The following is a 22,157-nucleotide window of genomic DNA, read 5'->3' on the forward strand; positions in this document are numbered from 1 at the left end:
AAATAATTGGAAGGAAGGGATCTGTCATCTCAGATATAGAAAAAATAACAAAGAGAAATTTAGCGATCATGTGGTTTGCCAACTTCTTTATTGCTGGCAGTATGACGATGGTTATCCCGTTTTTATCTTTATATATTGAAACCTTTGGAAATTTCTCCGATAAATATGTGCAAAACTGGTCCGGATGGGTATTTGCCATTACCTTTATGACGGCCTTTATCTTTTCACCCATCTGGGGAAGGTTTGGTGATTACTACGGACGAAAGAAATTCTTAATTATTGCGGGCATTGGGCTCAGTATCAGTGTATTTTTAATGGGCTTTGTTACGAATGTGATTCAACTCTTCTTTCTGCGTATGTTTATGGGATTATTCTCAGGCTTTATATCCACGGCCCAGGCTCTTATTTCCACTCAGACACCAAAAAAAGATGCAGGAAGAGTGCTCGGTACTCTGCAAACCGGAAACGTTACCGGAACCCTGCTTGGCCCTCTTTTGGGCGGAGTGATTGCAGATACCTTTGGCTATTCCATGACCTTTCTTGTCACATCCGTCCCTCTGATTCTCGCATCCGTATTAGTGATCTTTGGGGTGAAAGAATATAAACTGGAGTCAAAAGAGGAAACCGAAACCAAGTATTCAAGAAAGGAAGTTATTCAGCATATATGGCGATCCCCTGTTTTATTAATGGTGATGTTTATTTCCATCATTGTTCAGGTCGCGCATTTTAGTATACAGCCCATCCTGTCATTATATGTTGGGGAATTGCACGGACCTGCGAATTTAGCCTTTTTCTCCGGGCTTGCCTTCTCTATTACGGGATTGGGAAATTTACTGATGGCCAGAAGATGGGGCCGGTTAGCGGACCGGTTTAACCATGAAAAAATTCTTGTCTTACTGTTGTTCTGTGCTGCAATTGTCTACTTTCCCGGAGGATTTGTGACAAGTATCTGGCAGCTGGTCATTATCCGCTTTTTGCTGGGGATTACGTTAGGGGGAATTATCCCGGTGCGGGTCGCGTTTATTCGTCAGGCTGCACCTATTTCCATTCAGGGGGAAGTATTAGGCTATAACACGAGTCTCCGTTTTCTCGGTAATATGTTGGGGCCTCTTTTAGGGGGACTCATCTCCGGTTATTTCGGAATCTCATCCGTCTTTTTCGTATCCAGTACACTGCTGTTTTTGGCAGGTGTTTCATTTTTCATCACGCTGCAAAGACATCCTGATCCAGTGAATCAATACTAATGAATTCCTGCAGAACGCTGGAGCTGGGCATGGACATTATAAGAAAGGAAAGATGCCATTTGTTTAATAAGAGGTTGAAAGAAATCGCAGACCATCAATTACTGGAAGCTACCATTGATCAGATTCAGCATGCACTCGAAAATGAACGAATCACATCCAAAGAGCTTGTTTTGATGTATTTGTATCGCATTCAGCGTTATGATCAGGATGGTGTAAAACTGAATTCTATTTTGGAAATCAATCCTGAAGCTATTCATCTCGCCGAAGCACTCGATACAGAAAGAAAAAATAAAGGAAAAAGAAGCTCATTACATGGAATTCCGATTCTGTTAAAGGACAACATAGATACCCATGACAAGCTGCATACCAGCGCCGGCTCCCTTACCTTAAAGGATCACACTGCCAATAAGGACTCTTTTGTTGCCAAACAGCTCAAGCAGGCAGGGGCCATCATATTAGGAAAAGCTAATATGACGGAATGGGCAAACTTCATGACAGACGGAATGCCCAATGGCTACAGCTCCAGGGGTGGCCAGGTGCTGAATCCTTATGGCCCGGGAGAGCTTGACGTTGGGGGATCAAGCAGTGGCTCAGGGGCGGCAGTGGCGGCCAACCTGGTCACGGCAGCTATCGGAACAGAAACATCCGGCTCGATATTAAGTCCGGCAAGCTCAAACTCGGTTGTAGGGGTAAAACCAACTGTAGGGCTAATCAGCAGAGCAGGAATTATTCCCATTTCCCACAGTCAGGATACAGCCGGACCTATAGCAAGAACCGTAAAGGATGCTGCGATTGTACTAAGTGCCATTGCCGGAGTGGATGACGAAGACCCGATAACGAACACCAATCTTCATCCAACTGTGGATTATGTATCCTTTTTAGAAAAAGAGGGGCTGGAAGGGACCACCATAGGTATTGCCCGTGATCCTTATTTTGGATTACTGGATGAGGAAGAAAAAGAAACAATGGAGAAAGCCCTGACTGTGTTAAAAGAACATGGAGCAGAGCTTGTGGATGATGTCAAAATGCCTTCCCAGGATGAAGATTGGGATATGAATACGCTGATCTATGAATTTAAAAACGGAATTAATACCTATCTTCAACAGACAGAAAACCATGTTCCCGTAAAATCGTTAGAAGACGTGATCCAGTTTAATGAGAAGCATGAGGGTCGTATGCTTAAATATGGACAGACCTTATTAACCAGCAGTGAAGAAACGAGCGGAAATCTCACAGAATCGGCCTATTTAAAAAGTCTGGAAAAGGATGTCTATATGTCCCGGGATAAAGGAATAGATGCGGTCATGAAGGAGAACGAACTAGACGCCATTCTGTTCCCAAACAATGTCGGTGCCGCCATACCTGCAAAGGCAGGATATCCATCGATTACAGTTCCGGGCGGATATACACGCAGTGGAAAGCCTCTGGGCATTACATTAACAGGAAAAGCCTTTGATGAGGGGAAATTATTAAAAATGGCCTATGGATTTGAACAGGCAACTCAATTGCGGAAACCACCGGAATTAAAAGATTCATGATAAAGTGAAACTTCCATCAGTGGGGGGGTTCTCCATCCCCCCCACTGATGGTTAGTTGAACTTATCAGGTATTTACTGGCCGTTTATCCCCCACTTAGTCTTGTTGGGGTACCCTCAGGTATTACGGCCAGTTAATGCGTGATAAATCCTTAAATACACCCCTTTAAAATGGACCCCAAAATTCAGCTTTTGGGGTCTGTTTTATGTGGGTTATAGGACTCAGCAGATATATCCTTAAAAAATATCAAATCCTTTAAGCTTGCTCTAAATGATTCCCTTTATTAACTTCAATACTGTCTCTATATCCTCACTGGTTACATCCAAATGTGTCACGAGACGAATAGAATCCGGCCCAATGGCACCGGCCAATACACCCTTTTCCTTTAGACGTTCAACAAATTCAGACGCTGTATATGGTGTGCCCTTTACATTTAACACAATAATGTTCGTTTCCACATCATTTTCAACGGTTAACCCATCCAAGCGGTCCAATCCTTCTGCCAGTTTTTTTGCATTTTTATGATCCTCTGTTAACCGATCCACCATGTCCGTTAATGCAACAATCCCGGGCGCAGCAATAATCCCTGCCTGACGCAGGCCCCCGCCCAGCCGTTTTCTCCATTTTCTGGCGCGCTGAATAAAGTCCTTAGAACCAGCGATGATTGAACCAACCGGCGCTCCCAGTCCTTTCGACAGGCAAAATTGTACAGTGTCTGTATAACTTGCATAGGTTTGAACCGATATCCCTGATGCCACAGAGGCATTAAACAATCTCGCCCCATCTAAATGAACGGGTACCTGATTTCTCCGGGCAACTTCATAGATTTCCTTCATATTTTCAAACGGAAGGATGGTTCCACCTGATTGATTGTGGGTATTTTCGAGACCAATCATCCCTGTTTCAGGAAAATGAATATCATCCGGCCGAATTGCCGCCTCCAAGTCTTCCGGATTCATTGCACCCTTCGTTCCCTTAATGGGACGTGGCTGCACCCCGGCAAGGGCAGAAATAGCCGCACCTTCAAACTTATAAATATGCGCATCCTCTTCCAGGATTATTTCCTGTCCTGGTTTGGTATGCGTAAGTACGGCCAACTGATTCCCCTGCGTACCACTTGTAACAAATAGTGCAGCTTCCTTGCCGGTTACTTCAGCAGCTTTAGCCTCCAGTTCTTTAATCGTCGGGTCTTCTTCATACACATCATCCCCAACCTCTGCTTCCAGGCTTGCCTGGCGCATTTTATCTGTTGGTTTTGTTACGGTATCGCTTCGTAAATCGATCATTGTCCAGTCCTCCCTTAACCTCATCATACTATAGCCATCAAATGGTGAGAAAGAAAATCCGCTCTGTATAATTAAGAAAAAATTCCAAAACCTAAAATTGGCAGGAACATCGATAAGAGGAGGTAGGAAAATGGACCGTCAGCGAGCACAGGAAATTGTAGACGCACCAAAATTAATTAATGTTACCCATAATGGAACACCTGTTTATATTCAGCATGTAGATGAACATAGTGATATGGCTCGCATTTATCCTTTAGATTCACCCAATAAAGAAGAGGATGTTCCACTAAAAAGTCTGAAAGAGCATTAAAAAGAAGGGCTGTACCCCGCTAGGTACAGCCCTTCTTTTTAATCTTCTTCATCTTTCTTGTGTTTTTTATCCTTCCAATATGGGACATAACCGTTTTCCTTGAGTTTTTCCTGATGCTCTTTCATATGCTCCAGTTTCTTTTCCGCTTTTTCCTCGCTTAAAACCCCAAACTCTACATATTTGCTGACCAATTGTTCATGCAGTTTGAACATTTGACTATGCAGAGCCTCAAGCTCCTGCTGTTGAGCATCATTGAGTTCGATGTCTTCCAGATTGGTCTCCATTTGATCGTGATCCTCAGCACTGATAACAGGAGCCGAAAGACCGAGAGTGAGCATGAAAGCAAAGCATAAGGCGATCCATTTTTTCATATGTATATCCTCCTTCGCATCGTGATTCTGTCATAGTTTGTGAGCAAAAGTGGAAAATATACATATTTTTTAAGATTAAGATTGCGGGGAAATGTTGTGATTATGACGGAATACATTTTCAGGATCGTATTGCTGTTTTATCTCTTTTAGCCGGTTAAAAATTCAGCCCATAGGCACGCTTGGTAATCGAGTCCCCTAATCCTATCCCATTTAAGTAGGATGCGTTCAGATGAGAGTAGGGCAATAGCTCATGATAGACCGATTCCACCCAATTTTTTAATACTTCTGCATCCATATCCGGCATGACCATAGCATCGATGAATAGTACAAAGGCAGCATCACGTACAGCAAATGCAGTTTCATCAACAGGTACCCGATTCATTTCACCATTCAGGGCCCATAATTGCACTAAGATGCTTGAAGAAGGAGCCTGATCTAATTTTGTCAGAATTTTATTTATGACACGATCATCCAGCGAGGAAAAATAAAGGGAGGTTCCATATACAGGGATATTGCTTTCCACCATGGCATCGAGCTTGGATTGCAGCTCTGTGTAAGGGAAAACACCCGATTGATCAACAACCGGCTTGGTAATGTTGCGGAGAGGCATTAGGACAGATTCTCCCTCCTCAGGGTCGCCTGCATACATGCCGGTAAGTGAAATGACTTTTCGATGATGCAAAAAGTCCGGTAAAAATGGAGCCGGGGGCAGCTGCATGGCTGTAATATTAAAGGATACTTCATCGGGGGCATCTTTTATATACGCCTGAGCTTTACGTAATACCTCACCTGCATCTTTAAAGTCATACATGACATCCAAACCTAAAATATTCGGGCCTATTTCATGAAGTTTAAGCGCAAACTGAGTCACAATTCCAAAATTACCGCCCCCTCCGCGAAGGGCCCAAAACAAATCCTGATGATGCTTAGAACTGACCTCCAGCAATTTGCCATCTGCTGTTACAATACGCGCACTCAAAAGATTATCACTCGTCAATCCATATTTGCCTCTCAGATATCCTAATCCTCCCCCAAGAGCCAGGCCCCCAATTCCAGTCTGGGATACTGTACCCGTTGGAGTAGCCAGCCCATACTTCTGAGTTTCCATATCAATATCCCGCAGTATGGCTCCACCTTCGACATATGCAATTTTCCGGTCAGTGTCAACGTCGACATTCCTCATTTCGGATAAATCAATCATTAATCCATGATCACATACAGCTGTCCCTGCTACGTGGTGGCCTCCACCCCTCACGGAAATGGTTAAGATCTCTGTCCTTGCAAATGTAACAGCAGCCCTTACATCCTCTTCCGTAAGACAGACGGCAATAGCCTTTGGATACCGTTCGATTCCGCCATTAAAGACCTTTCTCCTCTCATTGTATTCATGGTGTTCAGGCAGTAACAGCCTGCCCTTCAGTTTTTTACTAAGAACATACGACATTGCAATCATCCTTTATAACGAATTTAATATATTGATTATACCAGTTTCAAAAGCAAAGGGGTATATGGATTTTGAACTTTCAAAATATTTTTGCATAAAAAACAAGGCACGCTCATGAAGAGAATGCCTTGTTTTTTTATTATCGAGCGGCGGCTATAGGACCTAAACGGTCGCCTTCGCTTTTCTTTGTCCAGCTGCGGCTCCTAGGTCAAGGCGGATATAAGTCAAAGCCATTCCGTGGCCAAATGCATGCCACTCCATGTCTTCGTCTTATCCCGCATGACCTGATCAGTCGCCTTCGCTTTTCTTTGTCCAGCTGCGGCTCCCAGGCCCAAGCGGTCATAAGCAGAATATCCTACATGGCCAAAAGGCGGCCACTCCGGATATTCTGCTTATGCCGTCGGACCTAAACGGTCGCCTTCGCTTTTCGTATTAACTTGCGGCTTTTTCTGCTTCTTCTTTATCTGCAGCATCTGCAGCTGCCTGTTCTTTTTCGCTCCACATCATTTTGGCCACTTTTACAGACGTCCATACAGGAGGCAGTAAGAGCAGGGAAACCGGAACAGCAGTTACTACGATAAAGTTTTGTAATGCTGAAATACTTCCCTCACCGATGGTTAAGAGAACAACCGTCAGGATACCGAACATGACCGCCCAAAATACACGGATCCATCTGGCTGGGCTGTCAGAGCCGGTAATGGTAACGGCAACGGTATAAGACATGGTGTCAACCGTTGTAGCAACAAATACGACCGTAACCAATAGGAAACCTAAAGCTAAAATGAATCCCATTGGCAGCTGATCCATGATGGCCATTACAGTTGCCGGCATTCCACCTTCATTAAAGGCTTCAGAAATAGAGCCTGGATTATTGAGCTCCTGGAATAAACCAGTACCTCCAACAACCGTAAACCATAAGTTACTGACGAGTGGGGCAATGACAGAAACAGCCACAATTAAATCACGGATCGTTCTTCCGCGGGATATTTTACTGATAAAGATAGCCATCATTGGTCCATATCCCAGGAACCAACCCCAGAAGAAAATGGTCCAGTAACCCAGCCATTCCTGATCGGCCCGGTACATGGACATTTCAAAGAAGTGCTGTAACTGAAAGGCCTGAGCACCAATAAAGGAATCAATAATAAACATTCCTGGCCCTACTAATAGAATGGCAATTCCTAAGACAAGAACCATAATAACATTGATACGACTTAATAACTGAATTCCTTTATCTACACCTGTTGCGGCTGAAATCGCAGATATGGTCACAAGTCCTGCCATAATAATAATATTTGTTGTCAATGTATTTGGAATCCCAAATAAATCATTTAATCCATAGCCAGCCTGTAATCCAAGAAAACCAATTGGACCCATTGTACCGGCAGCCACTGCGATAATGGATACGATATCCGCCGTAGATCCAATGACACTTTTACCAAAGATTTTCTCACCAAATAATGGGTATAAAATTGTACGAGGTTTTAGTGGATATCCTTTATGATAATGTGCATACATGAGGACGATTGTTGCTAAAGTTCCCAATGTTGCCCATGCCAGGAATCCCCAATGCATAAAGCTCTGCGCCAGAGCCGGGAGCACGGACTCAGAGGGTGTCATTCCTTCTGATGCAAACAATGGCGGAGTGGACATGAAGTGTTGTATAGGTCCGGATGCAGCCCAAAACACACCACCACTAGCGAGTAAAGTACATAATATCATAGCAACCCAACGGAAATAACTGTTTTCTGGTTTGTCTTTTTTACCAAGTTTTAAACTTCCATATTTGGAAACAGCTAAGCCAATCCCTACAAAGAAAATAGCCAGCAATAAAATTTGCCAATAAGCACCAAAGTATTTTGCTGACCAATTAAACGAACTTGTCACCCATCGGCCAACCATATCCATATCAATTAAAGAAAATATAACAAATAGTCCTAAAAATCCACCACTGACGATCATCGTGGTCCAGTCCGTTTTCGGTTTGAACGATTTCATTCTTTTCCTCCTAAAGTAAAATACACAGTTTATTTTTCATCATGCTTCTAATCTTTCGTTCTTATTCATTTTTCTAGTATAGTTTTTCGAATGAAATCGTTTATGGGACTGATTTACAAACGGCTTTTTTACGAATAATTAAATGCCTAAAGTAGTCGTCTTGGATACTTACACCTACCCTGTTTTTGTTTTATCAGAGCCCTGTTTGAAAGGGGCATGTTATGATTTACCCAAATTGAAAGCTCTTAAAACATCTTTTTAGAATTATAGGGAGAAAATTTATGTGCGTCAACACTCATTTTGTTTCAAATCCTTCCAATTCTTCTCATATGGATATAAAGAGGGGATGTGTTGTTAAGTATATCTTTTATTGCTATGGTATAGCGTCATATGCTCCCGGATAAAGCAGATTTGTCCATTTATCATGGATTTCAGCTTTGTTCAGAAGAGATACCCCCGACCTTTTTCCCTTACCGCAAGTCTAAAAGTAAGAAGTCAAAAGTCAGCTGGTTATGACTTTTGACTTCTTTGTCTAATCTTTTACCACTTCATATTTATCTTTTGGAACTTCATGAATAAATGTGCATGGCGCTCCAGCTGACATCATCACCAGTTCATGCATGGCCCGAGTGCATGCAGTATAGAAAAGATTCCGCTCCAGTTCATCCTGGTAAACATGTTCAGAAGCATTATAAAGAATCACTGCATCAAATTCGATTCCTTTTGCCAGATAGGTCGGTACAATGACAATGCCTTTTTCAAATGTGGTGGTTTCTTCATCAATTAACGAAACAGAAAGCTGTTCCTGCAATTGATGATAGGCTTTTTCAGCTTCCTGCATGGAATGACAAATGACCGCTATCGTTTCATGCCCTCTCGATTGCAGCTCCTGAATCGTATTCTTAATGGAGGCGGACAGATGCCCTTCCTCAGAAACGATTTTAAGAAGAGGCACTTTACCGTCCCTGTTGAAGGCTTGGATCCGGTCGCCTCCCTCAACGATATGCCGGGTAAATTCCACAATCGGCTTTGTTGAGCGATAGCTCTTCATTAATGTAATTTTCTCCATTTTCTCCTCATGAGAGGCATCAATAACTGTATCCCCCAATAAGGCATGAGCATAAATAGCCTGATTCACATCGCCTAACACGGTCATCTGGCTGCTTGGAAATTTATCCTTTAAATAAGCAAATTGAAAAGGAGAATAATCCTGAGCCTCATCAATAAAGACATGACGTATCCCCCGATCTTTCATGGACCCCAGTAAATGGTCATGAACATATAAGTACGGGGTAACCTCCTCCCATGAGAGAAACTTCCGGCTCAGATTTTCAATACTTTGTCCACTGATAACTCCCCATTCTCTCGGAAGATTTTCCTGGTTGAAGTCATAATGGGACCATTCCTGATAAAATTTCAGATAGGTCAGACGTACATTAACAAACTGCAGCCTTTTTATTTTTCTCCTTAGTGGATTCATCCGCCTGCGGACAACCCATTTACGCAGCTTTTGTTCTTCTCTTTCGTAATCATCAAAGGTTTCATCATTAAAGTTTTTCTGCTGATCCAGCTCCTGGAATGCCTGGGCATAATCCTCTTTGTCCAGCAGCTCGATTTCAGATAAAACCCAATCCTTTTGCCGCTCTGTTTTTTCAACTTCAGCGAGCTTTTCCAGAATCCAATCACAAACCTCATCCATCCGATGGGCAATAGTAACGTGGGAATCAAGGCTGTAAAAATAATGATAAATCTCATCCTTTGAGACAAGCACCCTGCCTTTAAAGGTTATATTGCGAAACTGAATCCCTTCTGCCGACAAGGCGTCGAGGAAGTTATCCAGAAGCTGTTTAAACGTTAAACTGGATTTAAAGTGAATCGCAGCCATTTTCTCCTCATATTGTCCGTCAAATCGACGGGTTAAATATCGTTCCATCTGCTCGAACGGGGTTTCGATCTTGAAGGATTCCCTCAACCGTTTTTCTAAGTATTCCTGGAAGGTCGTCTGTTTCATATTTGCTTCCCCAAGCTCAGGCAATACATTAGCCACATAGCTGTTAAACAGAGGGTTGGGGGAGAATAGTAAAATGTTTTCCGATGTCAGGGACTGACGATGGCGATACAATAAGTAAGCCACCCGCTGTAAGGCTGCAGATGTTTTTCCACTTCCCGCCACCCCCTGGACGATCAGAATTTTATTATTTTCATTACGGATAATCTGGTTCTGCTCCTTTTGAATCGTCGCCACAATACTTTCCATCGTTTCACTGGCATTTTGGCCAAGCACGGACTGCAGCAGGTGATCTCCAATGGTTATCCCTGTATTAAACATTCCTTCCAGCTTGCCATTTCGAATAATGAACTGGCGTTTAAGCTTGATTTCGCCTTCAATCGTCCCCTCAACTGTTTCATATTCCGCCCTGCCTGGGGGATAATCGTAATACATGCTTGAAATAGGCGCCCGCCAGTCATAGATTAAAAAGTTTTCCTCATTGGCATCCATTAATGATGAAATACCAATGTAAATCTGATCGGTCTCTTTTTCCCCATCCTCTAAAAAATCGATCCGGCCAAAATAGGGATTATCCTTCAGTTTATCAAGGGTCTTCAGCCTTTCACTCCACTGTCCGTGGCTTCGTTCTCTTTCTGAAAGGAGCTCGGCCTGCTGTTTAATACTCGCCTGGGTCTCAATGACATCATCAGGCTCATCAAGATTGACCGTCACATCCTCCCAGAAGTTCTTCCTCAGCTCAAGAACACGATCCTTTACTTCACCAACATTTGTTTTCAGCTTTTGTATGACTTTATCGATCTCTTTTTGAACGTTTCTAATCCGATGTTCTTCGGCTAATCGCTCCTGATTTTGCTCATCCACGTAATCACTACCTTACATGATCTTATGTTTTCTACTTCTCATTCTATTATGGTATGGCCTGTTCTATTTCTATACAGAATAGCTGTGTTTTGCTGCAGATTTTTCCTGTTGTTTGTTCACTTTTAACCAATGCTCCGTCTGTTCTAATTGACCGGCCAGTTCCAATAATAAATCTTCCCGACCTCTCGCTGCAATAAACTGAACTCCAAGTGGCAGATTATGGTCTGTTTTGTGCAGGGGAATGGACATGGCGGGCTGCCCTGTCAAATTGGCCAGCTGTGTAAAAGGGGTTCGTTTCAGGCTGTCCTCCATGATCTGATCAATGATCCTGACCTTTTTTAATACTTTCCCTAAATGCAGGGAACTGGCTATGCGGATAAGTCGTTTCTCGGACGGCTTCGTATCAAGCTCACCAATCCGCGCCGGTTTAAAGGCTGTCGTCGGTGTCATATATAAGTCATACTCTTCATGGAAGCTCTCCATCTTAATGGCTGCCTGATCCCACTCCCGCATGCTCAGCACATAGTCTTCAATTGATCCGGCTTTACCGAGCATCCCAAGCAGCCAGGTTTCAGGCTCAACATCAGATGGTTTTGCCTTCCTTCCCAGTACGTCCTGCAGATCATGTAAAGTAGCGGAGACTTCCCCGAAATACATCGTAAAATAACTTTTGGCCAGTGCCCGTCCATTTACACCAGGCTCTTTTTCTTCCACAATATGACCCATATCCTCCAGTAACCGTGCCGTTTTTTCCACCGCTTCTATACAGTCCTGTTCAACCTCTGTACCTATTGGTGATTGAGTGGAATAGGCAATTTTCAGCGGGCGGCTTTCCAAGGCTTGTACAATGTCTAAATAGCTTCCGTCAAAGGGCGGAGCGTGAAAGGCACCTGCTTTTTCGTAAACCCGTAATTCATCCAGCATGGCCGCACTATCCCGTACCGTTTTGGATAAAACATGATCTACGGAAGCCCCTTGCCAGTTCCGGCCCACATTAGGTCCAACAGGAGTTCTTCCTCTGCTCGGCTTCAAACCAAAAAGACCGGTATAGGCAGAAGGAATGCGAATCGACCCTCCCCCATCATTGGCTCCGGCTATCGGGACCATACCTGAAGCTACTGCAGCTGCTGAACCTCCACTTGATCCTCCAGGAGTATAATCAGGATTCCACGGATTTCTTGTGGGACCATAATGCTTCGGTTCAGTGATTCCCATCAGTGCAAACTCCGGTACATTGGTTTGTCCTAAAAAAGACACCCCTGTTTCCCTTAGTTTTTTAACAAAGTTTGAATCCTGTTTTGCCCGGTAATTGTTAAATGCTTTGGAGCCTGCTGTAATCGGTTCACCCTCGATCTCCTGGGTGATATTCTTCAAAAGCATCGGCACACCTGCAAACGTTCCAGTAACCGGCTGCTGACTTTGTTTTTTTGCCTGATCGTACATTTTATGAATAACCGCATTCAGTTGTGGATTGTGCTGCTCAATCCGTTTTATTGCCTCTTCTGTCAGTTCTTCCGGCTTTACTTCCTTTTTCTGAACCAGCTTTGCCAGTCCAAGTCCATCATAATCTTCATAATGAAACATACCAGCCACCACACTCCCATAAACAAAGTCTATTTATCAGTTTATTCGCGATAGGCTGGTGTTTTCCTTTTTCCTTACAACAAAAAAGAGAGCACATACCAGGTATATGCTCTCTCCCTCAATAGCCTATTTATTCCATATAGGCCCATTTATATTCATATTCTGCACCAAAGTCATTTCGAATGACACCCTTCAGATCAGGGTTGGTTAATTGTGCTTTGCCCTGCTGGTATAATGGAGCAATTACGGCATCTTCAAATACAATTTTTTCAGCCTCAAGCAACGCTTCGAAACGTTTAACCGGCTGCTGAGCTAATTCTGTAACACTGCTTTGAACTAACTGATCATATTCAGAATTCGAATAGCCTGTTTCGTTATTTCCTCCATCAGTCAGCCACAGGTTCAGCCAGCCATATGGATCAAGATAATCGGCCCCCCAGGATGAAATAGCCATATCATAGTTCATATTGGAGGTTAGATCCAGCTGCTGTTCAAACGGCACCTGCTTCAGAGTAACCTTAAGTCCAGGAAGGTTTTGCTGTAATTGGTTCTGGATATATTCGTTAATGGTTTTACCGGTTTCTGTATCACCGGATAAGAACTCAAGCTCAACGGTATCCTTTCCAATTTCTTTAAGTCCTTTTTCCCAATACTCCAAAGCTTTTTCTTTATCGAAGCTAACCATATCTCCATTGATTTCACGAAAATCTTTTCCTGTTTCGGGATGGAAGGAAAAGTTCTTTGGAACCGCACCTGTGGCAGCAATCGCTCCATTATTCATAATTTCATTCACCATAGCCTCTTTGTTGATGGCATAGCTAATGGCTTTTCGAATATTAACATTCTGGAGAGATTCTTTTTCCGTCTGGTTAAATTTAATAAAGGTTAACACAGGTTCTGTAACTGTGGAAAACTCGTCCTCGGACCTATACATATCAACAAGATCAGAGGTAAGATTCACACGGTCCAGTTCACCTTTATTATATAAATCCACAGCACTTTGCGGGTCCTTCATGACATCAAATGTGATTTTTTCCAGCTGAACAGTGTCAGCATCCCAGTAGTCCGGGTTCTTTTTAAGAGTCCATGAGGTTGAAGTGCTTTCCCAGTCTTCAAGGATAAAAGGACCACTTGCCAATAATGTATCAGAGCTTGTCCCATAACTGTCACCCTGCTCTTTAACAAACTCTTCGTTTAACGGCAGGAATGTACCAAATGTCGTTAATGATTCAAAGTATGGAGCAGGATTTTCCAGGTTGACTTTTAACGTATAGTCATCCACTGCTTCAACACCAAGCTTCTCGGGTTTCATGTCGCCCTCACTGATGGCTGTTGCGTTTTTAATCACTCCACTCATCATATAAGGGCCATATTCTGAACCTGTCTCAGGATCAACCGCCCGCTGCCATGCATAAACAAAATCATGAGCTGTGACAGGATCTCCATTTGACCAGACAGCATCCTCACGTAAATCAAATGTCCATGTCAGTCCATCTTTACTTTTCTCGTGAGTTTTGGCGATTCCTTCCTTAATTTCACCATCCTTACCCAAACGATATAGACCTTCCGTTGTTGCACTTAAGAATTGAAAGGCATATTCGTCTGTTGCCATCGATGAATCCATAGTAGGAATGGTGTCCCCATTACTTAGATGTAAGACCTGATTATTGTCTTCACCTTCTCCTGATTCCTCAGCATTATCATTACCGCCACAGGCTGCCAAAAAGGCTGTCAGCAATATAGCCATGGCTAACAACAATGTCTTCTTAGATGATCTCATGCTGCTTCCTCCTTGCTGGTTTCTAGTTGTAGAGTTAAAAGCTACAAAGAAAATTATACATTTTCATCTGTTTCTTTGCATTATTATTGCCTTACATCATTCTCTAAAATTCCAATTTTCTCAATCTCAATCTTTATTTGATCTCCATTTTCAAGAAATTGGGGCGGGTCCATAGCAAAGCCGACGCCATCCGGTGTGCCTGTTAAAATCACATCACCAGGCTGTAAAGTAATTAAACTTGAAATAAATTCAATTAAATAGGGAATATTAAAAATAAAGTGACGGGTGTTGGAGTACTGCCTCTGCTCTCCATTGACAGTGGTCTTAATTGTCAGGTCGTGGGGGTCCGGCACTTCATCAGCAGTTACCATCCAAGGGCCAATGGGTGTACTATGATCCAACGTTTTTCCCTGCAGCCATTGAGGGGTCCGCTTTTGCAGATCTCTTGCCGATACATCATTTCCGACTGTATATCCTGCAACATAATCCAAAGCCTTATCCCGGGAGACCTGGGACGCTTCTTTACCGATGATCAGAGCAAGCTCACCTTCATAGTCCAGCTTATTCGTTTTAGAGGATTTTTGAATCTGATCTTCCGGCCCAATCATAGCATTTGAGAATTTAGCAAAAAGCACGGGGAAATCAGGAATCTCACTTTTCATTTCCGAGACATGGTTCCGATAATTTTTTCCAACACATATCACTTTAGCTCCCTGCTTCAGAGGTGCCTTTAATGTGACCAGATTTCGGTCCAGCATCACACTGTCTTCCTGGTGTTCTATGGCGTGAGAAACGGCCTCCTTCGTTCGATCAAAAGCTGCCTTTCCCAGAGCAAGATAATCATTGACTGAAGCAGGCACAAGCTGGTCCGCTGACGATGCAGAGGCTTCGTTATATGTAAGGAACGACCGATAGGCTTCATTCACATCAATGACCTTGTTATCGTACAACACTCCTGTCCGAATCTGACCAAACGTATTTTCAGGCTCATAGAAAACAATTCTCAAAATCATTCCTCCCTTAACTCATTTTGTACATACCCTAGCCTATGCGGTCATGGATGTCAATCATTGTTAGAATCTTTAGACAAGCAGCGATTTTTTATCATAAATTTGTTGACATCATAATAGTATGGTGGTAAAATATAAAATTTTACTGTTAGGAAATTTTATGTTATAATATAACTATGAATGAACCTGGGGGTGTCCTATTGTTTACAATTGGTGATAAAATTTTTTACCCAATGCATGGCGCTGGTGTTATTGAAGGCATTGAAGAAAAGGAGTTCAGAGGAGAGAAAAAGCTCTATTACATCATGAAGATCCCCACTCAAAATATGAATGTCATGATTCCTAAAGGGAATGAGGATAAGCTTAAATTACGTAAGATTGTAGATTCAGATAAGCTTGAGGAAATGCAAACGGCTTTGACAACAGACGATGATGATTTAAACGTTCATCCAAACCAGAGACATCGAGTCTATATGGAGAAAATAAAAAGCGGTGACATAGTTGAAGAAGCTAAAGTGATCAGAGATTTAACCAGAATCAGCAGAAACAAAACACTCGGAACTGCTGACAAAAATATGCTGACAAACGCACAGCAGGTATTAATCAGTGAGCTTGTAATGGTGAAGAATATAGACGAAAACAAAGCACATCAGTACCTGGATGAAGTCATGAAACAGGGCTTTGGAGCATAAAGTGAAACTTCCATCAGTGGGGGTTTTCTCCATCCCCCACTGATGGTTAGTTGAACTTATCAGGTTTTTACTGGCCGTTTATCCCCCACTTAGTCTTGTTGGGTTACCCTCAAAACTTGAAGTGGGGGGTATTACGGCCAGTTAATACGTGATAAATCCTGAAAAAATATGATTAATGGAGCTGTCTCGATATAGAGACAGCTCTTATTTTTCAAACAGATCTCTCGAGAAATTGGCAAAAGTCTCAATTCCACTATCCGTTACGGCAAAAGATTCGCTAATCTCAATGCCAAAATCCTCATACCATATACCCGGAATAAGATGGAAGGTCATATTCGGCCGCAGAATGGTTTTGTCTCCCGCTCTCAGGCTTGCTGTATGTTCCCCCCAGTCAGGCGGATAGCTCAGCCCCATGGAATATCCTATTCGGGAATCTTTTATAAAGCCATATTGGGCAACGGTTGTACGCCAGACCTCCTCGATTTCCTCACACGTCACACCCGGCTTAATAAAGGCCAGCGTTTCCTCAATCCCTTCATTTACAACTTTGGCGGTATCCTTTGCCTTCTGACTCGCCTCACCAATGACCAGGGTTCTTGCCAAAGGCGCATGATACCTTTTATAACAGCCGGCAAGTTCTATAATGACATAGTCGCCATTTCCATATGATTTATCGGACCAGGTGATGTGAGGGGAAGAGGTGCTTTCCCCGGAAGGAAGCAGGGGAACGATGGAAGGATAATCCCCGCCGAATTCATGGGTTCCCCAAATTTGCGTATAGAAAATATTGGCCACAACCTCGTTTTCTCTTACCCCTTCTTTAATTTGTTCAACGGCGGTTTTCATTGCTTTTTCCACCAGTTTTCCGGCTCTTTTCATATAACTGATTTCTGTATCGCTCTTAATAAGTCTCACATAATTCACCAGTAAAGAGGCATCCTTAAATGTTGCCTGGGGGAGACCTTTTTGCAGCTGCTCAAATGCCTTAGCCGTAAAATAATAGTTTTCCTTTTCCACTGCGATCACACAGTTTCCAAATCCTTTTTCCGTTAAAATACGTGCAATTTCATCCATGGGGTGTTTGGTAATGGCATGCACATAGTCGTCCGTATAGGAAAAAATATTTTCGTGATCGATCCAGGTCGTTGTTTTGGCTGAATTCGCATCCTGTTTCCTGCCAATCCACAGAGGCTGATCTTCATCAAGGATAACCACGAGCATCTGATGAACGTAAAAGGACCAGGCATCATACCCTGACAAATAATTCATATTGGACGGATTGGTTACGAGTAATACATCCATTCCTTCCAGCGCCATCCTTTCCTTCGTCTTTTTCATTCGTTCTTTATATTCCATAATCGGGAACATCACATCAGATCCCTCCCTTATGTTTTTCTCAGGCAGTCATTGCTTTGGAGGGTTATGCATTGGTGATTTCGAGCCCTTTTGAATAACGCTCCAGCTCGTCATAGGCTGATAGAGCGATTGCTGTATCCTGTACGCCTGTTCCGGTGAGGTCACAAATGGTGATTTCATTATCTGAAGTTCGCCCGGATTTATGACCTGTAATAACCTGACCAAGCTCGGTTATCTCCGTTTGATCTGTAATCACACCCTCATCCTTTGCATGATGAAGCTCCCCAAGCCGCACACACTGACTTTTGACATCACAAAAAATCCGGTCTGCATGGGAAAACACATCTGCGGCAATTTCCTGTTTGTGTTCTGCATCCGATCCCATGGCGGTAATATGAAGGCCGGGATGAAGCCAGTCAGACTGGATTAATGGATGCTCCGCCGGGGTTGTTGTGACAACTGTATCACTGCTTTTTACAACCTCTTCCATAGTCGGACAAACCTTTACCTCTACATTAAGTTTCTTTTTCATATCCTCTTTAAAGGAAATGGCTTTCTCCTGATTTCTCCCGTAAACCTGTAATTTTTTGAAGCTGCGTACCTGTGCCAGTGCCTCAATTTGAAAACGGGCCTGGTTTCCAACACCGATCACACCAGCTGTATCAATCATTTCCTTTGCAAAATACTTTGCACTAATGGCACCCGCTGCAGCTGTCCGCACATCGGTTAAGTAGCCATTATCCAATAAAATCGCCTGTGGCCGTCCTGTTTCCGTGCTTAATAAAATCATCATGCCACTTCCACTCGGGAGTCCTAGTTTCGGGTTATCAAAGAAACCAGATGACATTTTAATGGCAAATTTGCCGTACCCTGGAATATAGGCTGTTTTCAAATCCACTTCTCCATTATTTTCAGGAATATCAATCCGCATAATCGGTGGCATTCCGACCTCTTTGGTAACCAGACTGGCAAACCCGTCCTCAATAATTTTGATGACATCCTCGTTTACGTTCACCGTATTTCGGAGCTCGTTTTCGGTATAAATTTTCATAAACACGCCCCCTTTTTATCCTCCAATGGCTGATCCTGCTCCTCTCTTAAGGCGCTGATGTCACCGTTTTTCCCACTAACTATTAGCACAATGGATTCTCCGGGCTGCTCCAGTTTTTCCTCCAATAAAGCAGCGGTACCCACAGCCGCAGCACCTTCAACCATAACCTGCTCTTTGAATACCATATGAGACATTCCTCTTCTTATTTCAGGTTCGGTTAACAGATGCAGATCATCCATCACCTCTCTTACCATTCTCAGGGTATATTGATTATGAGCACCAATTCCACCTAAGAGACTGTCTGCCAGCGTGTCTGTTTCCGCAACATCAACCGGATAGCCCTTTTTCAGACTCTCACTCATAGCCGACGCTCCTTTGATGGATACCCCGGAGATTCGAACGTCTGGATCAACACTTTTTATGGCCGCTCCTATCCCCGCTAATAATCCACCTCCTGACAAAGGAATGATACAATGATCCACCTGGGGCAAATCGTTAAGCAATTCCAGGCCGATCGTTCCCTGACCCGCAATCACTTCCTGATCATCAAATGGCGGAACGATGGTCATACCGTATTTACTTTCCAATTCCCGGCAGCGCTCACCAGCATCATCCTGACTATCTCCCGCAATCTCCAATTCCGCACCAAACTGGGCTAATGCATCGATTTTTTCCTGTGGGACCCGATTGGAAACACATACAACTGCTTTTAGGCCTAATGCTTTCGCCACATAGGAGACCGCCAACCCATGATTTCCTGTTGAAAAGGTGGTCACGCCCTTGCTCTGCTCCTCTTTTGAGAGGGAAAGGATTTTGTTCGCCGCCCCTCTTAGTTTAAATGCACCTATGGCATTTGCCGTTTCAAGTTTGAAATAGACCTTTTTATTCGTGAGGTTTGAAAGAATCGTGGATGGAATAAGCGGGGTTTTTTGAACAAAGGGCTGAATTCTTTGTCTGGCCTGCCAGATTTTTTTCGGTATCTTAGGTTCAGACTGCACCAAAGCCTCATCTCCCTCCTTCTGGTAAGCGATAACCTTTTTAAAGACCATATGAGCATAAATTCTATTTCATTCACACATAAATGAAAAAATCCTCCCTTTTTCAGATTAGAGAGGATTTATCACGATATATTTAGTTCTCATTTTTATTTTCTTTAAATAGCTCCTTCTTTCTCCATCCGCCAAACTGAAAATACAGAAAGGCAAACAGACTGCTGATGACAAAGCTGATCCCCATCCCCAGCGCAATTCCATGGTCTCCGAATAGGGATGAAAACAAATACGTAAGCGGATAACGCAATACCCAGAACGACAGAATATTTAACACGAGCACCTGATACATCGCTCCCGATGCCCGCACAATACCATTCAGAATAAAATTAATTCCCAGAAATGGATAGAAAAAGGCAACCGTCTTTAAGTAATCACTGCCAAACTGGACAGCCTCTTCCTCCTGAATGAAAAGACGTATACCGAAATCCGCCAGCCAGACAAGCAGAAAGGCAATCATAAGCATGAAGCCCAGGTTATAGAAAAACCCGTATTTTGCAATTTGATTGACTCGCTTCCACTTATTTACACCAATGTTTTGACCGGCCATACTGTTCACAGCGGTCCCCAGCGCCTGTGCCGGCAGCATAAGTACACTATCCAGTCGCTGGGCCGCACTGAATCCTGCAACCACGCCTTCTCCAAAGGATGTAACGACACTCATGATCGCTGCAACGCCGGCGGAAATGACAGACATCTGCAGCCCTGAGGGAATCCCTAAATGCAGAATAAGCGTAACTTCCTGCTTCTTCGGGATCCTCGGCACGGTAAAAGGAATCCGGTTATATTTAAGTACAAAATATAATCCGTATAATAGCGCAAATCCTTGAGAACAGACGGTAGCTAAGGCTGCCCCGCTAACCCCTAAATCCAAAACAGCAATAAACAAAGGATCCAGGAGGGTGTTTAAAATAACAGCCATCATCACAAAACGAAGCGGAGTCCGGCTATCCCCAACCGCACGCAGGGCCGTTCCGATAAAGTTGTAGCCTAATAGGAACAAAAATCCCAATGATGTGATTTGCAAATAGGCTTTGGCTTCCGTCATCATCCCATCTGGTGTTCCCATCAGCGACAATATCCATTCAGCAAAAAGAAACCCAATCAATCCCAGGAAAAGAGACATCACCGTCAGAACGACCACAAAGGCGTTCACATAACTTTTTAAACCCTCTTCATCGTTTCGTCCTTTCTGCTGGGACAAGACGGTTAGCGTAGCATTATTAATGCCAATAACAAATGATAAAATCGTAAAAATAATCGTACTGGAAACCGCTACCGCTCCAAGTGCATTTGCCCCCAGTAAATTACCCACCCAAAGACTATCAATAAACTGATAGGAGGTCTGGAGCAGATTGGTAAAAATAATCGGGGTTGAAAAAAACAATAGCTGCTTTAAAATATTCCCTTGAGTAAAATCCTGCTGGTTACTCATAAAAAGACTCCTTTAGACCAACGTCCTTCTTATTATATAAATAAAATTGCTATTATCATCAAATTTAGCATAAGTGCTAACTAGTATCCATTCGAAGACAAGAAAAAAACGCCTGTGTATTAAGGCGTTCAATCAAGAGTACTGATAAATAATCCGACACTCAGCAATAATCCGAAGATCGTATTCGTCTGAGCCGTCGCTTTCATCGCCGGCATCATTTGTACCGGAAGCTTTTTATCAATAAATTCACGATAGGCTTTTAACGGTTTAGGCAGGCTGAGAAGGACAACCAGCGGCCATGGAGTAAGGATTCCCGCAATCACTAAGCCGATAATCCATAAATAGGCAATCGCAAACAAAATGCCTAGGAAAATCACTGCTTTTTTATGCCCAAGCAAAATCGCGAGCGTTTTTCTCCCGGATTTCTCGTCCCCTTCACGATCTCGTATATTATTGGCCATATTAATCGCCCCGACTAAAATAGCAACAGGAATGGAAATAAGTACACTCTCACCATTCACATAACCGGTTTGAATAAAAAAGGAAATGATAATAAATGCTGACCCCATACATAGCCCTGCCAGCAGTTCACCTAAAGGCGTTGAAGAAATCGGTAAAGGACCACCTGTATATAAGTAGCCAATTCCCATACCGATTAATCCGACAACAGCCAGCCACCAGGAGCTTGACATACAAATGTAAACCCCCAGTAACAGTGCAATCCCATAGGAACCTACAGCCATTCGTAATACCGATTCAGGCCTGAAGCCATCTCGTACAATTGCTCCCCCAATTCCTACAGATTCCTCGTTATCAAGACCACGTTTGAAATCATAATATTCATTAAACATGTTTGTAGCAATTTGTATAAAAAGACAGGATAAGAGCATCGCCATAAACAATGGCACAGACAAGTCACCGTAATGCATGGCCAAAACCGTACCAATTAAAACCGGTACGAAGGATGCGGTTAACGTGTGAGGACGGGTGAGCTGCCACAATATTTTCCCGGTACTTTGCTTAGCAGCGTGTCCGTCATCTATAAATTGAGATTTTGGATTCATTCCGCTTCTCTCCTTAAACAGTTTTCTACAATTTATATAATATCACATCTTTGACAAATTTTTGTCCTATTCCAT

Annotated in this window: 18 protein-coding genes; 4 read left to right on the forward strand and 14 right to left on the reverse strand. The window is 43.1% G+C overall.

Annotated features, from left to right (window positions below; genetic code table 11):
• Window positions 1–68 precede the first annotated feature (68 nt).
• Entirely contained in the window at window positions 69–1,244 is a 1,176-nt protein-coding gene (locus tag ACZ5OK_RS16400; RefSeq protein ID WP_343838767.1) for an MFS transporter, read from the forward strand.
• 59 nt (window positions 1,245–1,303) lie between these two features.
• Window positions 1,304–2,782, forward strand: coding sequence for an amidase family protein (locus tag ACZ5OK_RS16405; protein ID WP_343838769.1), 1,479 nt, complete (start codon window positions 1,304–1,306; stop codon window positions 2,780–2,782).
• Window positions 2,783–3,046: 264 nt separating this feature from the next.
• Here the strand turns inward: ACZ5OK_RS16405 and ltaE are convergent, their stop codons facing one another.
• Window positions 3,047–4,066 carry a low-specificity L-threonine aldolase gene (gene ltaE, locus ACZ5OK_RS16410; protein ID WP_343838771.1) on the reverse strand — a complete coding sequence of 340 codons (1,020 nt, stop codon included), beginning with the start codon at window positions 4,064–4,066 and terminating at the stop codon, window positions 3,047–3,049.
• Between the two features lie 130 nt (window positions 4,067–4,196).
• Here ltaE and ACZ5OK_RS16415 point away from each other — a divergent pair, with 130 nt between their 5' ends.
• The gene (locus ACZ5OK_RS16415) at window positions 4,197–4,376 is read left to right on the forward strand and encodes an H-type small acid-soluble spore protein (protein WP_343838773.1); all 180 of its coding nucleotides are present in this window, start codon (window positions 4,197–4,199) and stop codon (window positions 4,374–4,376) included.
• A 38-nt stretch (window positions 4,377–4,414) separates the two neighbouring features.
• Here ACZ5OK_RS16415 and ACZ5OK_RS16420 read toward each other — a convergent pair whose 3' ends face one another.
• The 8 genes from ACZ5OK_RS16420 to ACZ5OK_RS16455 all read right to left on the reverse strand — a co-directional run bounded on the left by ACZ5OK_RS16420 (window position 4,415) and on the right by ACZ5OK_RS16455 (window position 15,438).
• Window positions 4,415–4,747, reverse strand: coding sequence for a DUF2680 domain-containing protein (locus ACZ5OK_RS16420; protein WP_343838775.1), 333 nt, complete (start codon window positions 4,745–4,747; stop codon window positions 4,415–4,417).
• A 75-nt stretch (window positions 4,748–4,822) separates the two neighbouring features.
• Window positions 4,823–4,909, reverse strand: a complete 87-nt coding sequence (locus tag ACZ5OK_RS16425; RefSeq protein ID WP_425542196.1) for a BBE domain-containing protein — start codon at window positions 4,907–4,909, stop codon at window positions 4,823–4,825.
• Window positions 4,902–6,191 (reverse strand): FAD-binding oxidoreductase, encoded by a 1,290-nt coding sequence (locus ACZ5OK_RS16430; RefSeq protein ID WP_343838777.1) that lies wholly within the window; start codon window positions 6,189–6,191, stop codon window positions 4,902–4,904. Before ACZ5OK_RS16430 ends, ACZ5OK_RS16425 begins: the two co-directional genes overlap by 8 nt.
• A gap of 432 nt (window positions 6,192–6,623) precedes the next feature.
• Complete coding sequence (locus ACZ5OK_RS16435) at window positions 6,624–8,189, reverse strand: BCCT family transporter (protein WP_343838779.1); 1,566 nt, start codon at window positions 8,187–8,189, stop codon at window positions 6,624–6,626.
• A gap of 532 nt (window positions 8,190–8,721) precedes the next feature.
• Window positions 8,722–11,061 (reverse strand): RNA polymerase recycling motor HelD, encoded by a 2,340-nt coding sequence (helD, locus tag ACZ5OK_RS16440; RefSeq protein ID WP_343838781.1) that lies wholly within the window; start codon window positions 11,059–11,061, stop codon window positions 8,722–8,724.
• 69 nt (window positions 11,062–11,130) lie between these two features.
• Complete coding sequence (locus ACZ5OK_RS16445) at window positions 11,131–12,645, reverse strand: amidase family protein (protein ID WP_343838783.1); 1,515 nt, start codon at window positions 12,643–12,645, stop codon at window positions 11,131–11,133.
• Between the two features lie 130 nt (window positions 12,646–12,775).
• Window positions 12,776–14,425 (reverse strand): peptide ABC transporter substrate-binding protein, encoded by a 1,650-nt coding sequence (locus ACZ5OK_RS16450; protein ID WP_343838785.1) that lies wholly within the window; start codon window positions 14,423–14,425, stop codon window positions 12,776–12,778.
• A gap of 83 nt (window positions 14,426–14,508) precedes the next feature.
• Window positions 14,509–15,438, reverse strand: a complete 930-nt coding sequence (locus tag ACZ5OK_RS16455) for a fumarylacetoacetate hydrolase family protein (protein WP_425542191.1) — start codon at window positions 15,436–15,438, stop codon at window positions 14,509–14,511.
• 197 nt (window positions 15,439–15,635) lie between these two features.
• Here ACZ5OK_RS16455 and ACZ5OK_RS16460 point away from each other — a divergent pair, with 197 nt between their 5' ends.
• Window positions 15,636–16,127, forward strand: coding sequence for a CarD family transcriptional regulator (locus tag ACZ5OK_RS16460; protein WP_343838789.1), 492 nt, complete (start codon window positions 15,636–15,638; stop codon window positions 16,125–16,127).
• A gap of 204 nt (window positions 16,128–16,331) precedes the next feature.
• On the opposite strand, the gene ACZ5OK_RS16465 is transcribed toward ACZ5OK_RS16460, so the two are convergent.
• The 5 genes from ACZ5OK_RS16465 to ACZ5OK_RS16485 form a co-directional block, all read right to left on the reverse strand.
• On the reverse strand, window positions 16,332–17,498 hold the full coding sequence (locus ACZ5OK_RS16465) for a M24 family metallopeptidase (RefSeq protein WP_425542192.1): 1,167 nt from the start codon (window positions 17,496–17,498) through the stop codon (window positions 16,332–16,334).
• Between the two features lie 49 nt (window positions 17,499–17,547).
• Window positions 17,548–18,534, reverse strand: coding sequence for a cyclodeaminase (locus ACZ5OK_RS16470; protein WP_343838791.1), 987 nt, complete (start codon window positions 18,532–18,534; stop codon window positions 17,548–17,550).
• Window positions 18,531–19,583 (reverse strand): pyridoxal-phosphate dependent enzyme, encoded by a 1,053-nt coding sequence (locus ACZ5OK_RS16475; RefSeq protein WP_343838793.1) that lies wholly within the window; start codon window positions 19,581–19,583, stop codon window positions 18,531–18,533. The genes ACZ5OK_RS16470 and ACZ5OK_RS16475 overlap by 4 nt, the downstream gene beginning before the upstream one ends.
• An 82-nt stretch (window positions 19,584–19,665) precedes the next feature.
• A complete protein-coding gene (locus ACZ5OK_RS16480; RefSeq protein ID WP_343838795.1) occupies window positions 19,666–21,018 on the reverse strand; it encodes an MATE family efflux transporter in 1,353 nt (450 codons plus the stop codon).
• 128 nt (window positions 21,019–21,146) lie between these two features.
• Window positions 21,147–22,082: a 1,4-dihydroxy-2-naphthoate polyprenyltransferase gene (locus tag ACZ5OK_RS16485; RefSeq protein WP_343838797.1), complete on the reverse strand. Its 936-nt coding sequence runs from the start codon at window positions 22,080–22,082 to the stop codon at window positions 21,147–21,149.
• Between the last annotated feature and the right edge of the window lie 75 nt (window positions 22,083–22,157).

The sequence above is a fragment of the Salinibacillus aidingensis genome (assembly GCF_055393355.1).

Bases quoted from the DNA above. Each gene is read 5' to 3' on its own strand.
- ACZ5OK_RS16485 (WP_343838797.1), bottom strand. From the start codon at position 22,082: ATGAATCCAAAATCTCAATTTATAGATGACGGACACGCTGCTAAGCAA.
- ACZ5OK_RS16475 (WP_343838793.1), bottom strand. From the start codon at position 19,583: ATGGTCTTTAAAAAGGTTATCGCTTACCAGAAGGAGGGAGATGAGGCT.
- ACZ5OK_RS16455 (WP_425542191.1), bottom strand. From the start codon at position 15,438: ATGATTTTGAGAATTGTTTTCTATGAGCCTGAAAATACGTTTGGTCAG.
- ACZ5OK_RS16480 (WP_343838795.1), bottom strand. From the start codon at position 21,018: ATGAGTAACCAGCAGGATTTTACTCAAGGGAATATTTTAAAGCAGCTA.
- ACZ5OK_RS16400 (WP_343838767.1), top strand. From the start codon at position 69: ATGTGGTTTGCCAACTTCTTTATTGCTGGCAGTATGACGATGGTTATC.
- ACZ5OK_RS16435 (WP_343838779.1), bottom strand. From the start codon at position 8,189: ATGAAATCGTTCAAACCGAAAACGGACTGGACCACGATGATCGTCAGT.
- ACZ5OK_RS16450 (WP_343838785.1), bottom strand. From the start codon at position 14,425: ATGAGATCATCTAAGAAGACATTGTTGTTAGCCATGGCTATATTGCTG.
- ACZ5OK_RS16470 (WP_343838791.1), bottom strand. From the start codon at position 18,534: ATGAAAATTTATACCGAAAACGAGCTCCGAAATACGGTGAACGTAAAC.
- ACZ5OK_RS16415 (WP_343838773.1), top strand. From the start codon at position 4,197: ATGGACCGTCAGCGAGCACAGGAAATTGTAGACGCACCAAAATTAATT.
- ltaE (WP_343838771.1), bottom strand. From the start codon at position 4,066: ATGATCGATTTACGAAGCGATACCGTAACAAAACCAACAGATAAAATG.
- ACZ5OK_RS16445 (WP_343838783.1), bottom strand. From the start codon at position 12,645: ATGTTTCATTATGAAGATTATGATGGACTTGGACTGGCAAAGCTGGTT.
- ACZ5OK_RS16430 (WP_343838777.1), bottom strand. From the start codon at position 6,191: ATGTCGTATGTTCTTAGTAAAAAACTGAAGGGCAGGCTGTTACTGCCT.
- ACZ5OK_RS16420 (WP_343838775.1), bottom strand. From the start codon at position 4,747: ATGAAAAAATGGATCGCCTTATGCTTTGCTTTCATGCTCACTCTCGGT.